The sequence below is a fragment of the Pseudomonas sp. FSL W5-0299 genome, assembly GCF_005930655.1.
GTDB classification, from domain to species: domain Bacteria; phylum Pseudomonadota; class Gammaproteobacteria; order Pseudomonadales; family Pseudomonadaceae; genus Aquipseudomonas; species Aquipseudomonas mandelii.
This window is the reverse complement of sequence record NZ_RXHX01000115.1, coordinates 1-474: the sequence shown is the minus strand read 5'-3', so window position 1 is coordinate 474 and position 474 is coordinate 1. Positions and strand designations below refer to the sequence as shown.

Below are 474 nucleotides of genomic sequence, written 5' to 3'. Positions count from 1 at the left end.
ATTCCCCATATGTAGGGATCGGCCATGCTTTTACCCCAAGCGGGCATGCCTGTGGATTTGATTCCATGCTTGATGATCCAGAAAGCTGCGGAAGGGTTTCCATCAACGCCCAGTTTTGAAAGATTCGGAGGTGCAGGGTAAAGGCTATTACTTAATTCGGTTCCTGCAATACCTGGAGCCAGATGGCAACCAATGCACATAGCGTTGTAGTTGCCAGCACCTGCGCGGATGAGAGCTTCTTCGCTCAGGTCGGGGACTTTAATATCGCGTGAGCGCACAGCAATCGAGCGATCCCGAGCAGTGGAAAGAAGTGAGTGAACGGGGCCGAAATGCGGATCATCCGCCCCAACATTGATCACACCAGAATACACCACGCCGGCACCTACTATTGCGGCGACCACCCCGGCAGCAGTCAATGTTTTCAATGTTCTTTTCATGTCAGGCCCTCAAAACCACATCCGAATACCGGCGACA

General features: G+C 52.5%; 1 protein-coding gene. It reads right to left on the bottom strand.

Features of this window, described 5'->3' with window-relative positions; translation table 11 throughout:
- A partial coding sequence (locus tag FHL16_RS33885; protein ID WP_077750553.1) for a c-type cytochrome occupies positions 1-437 on the bottom strand: 437 nt, incomplete at its 3' end.
- Between the last annotated feature and the right edge of the window lie 37 nt (positions 438-474).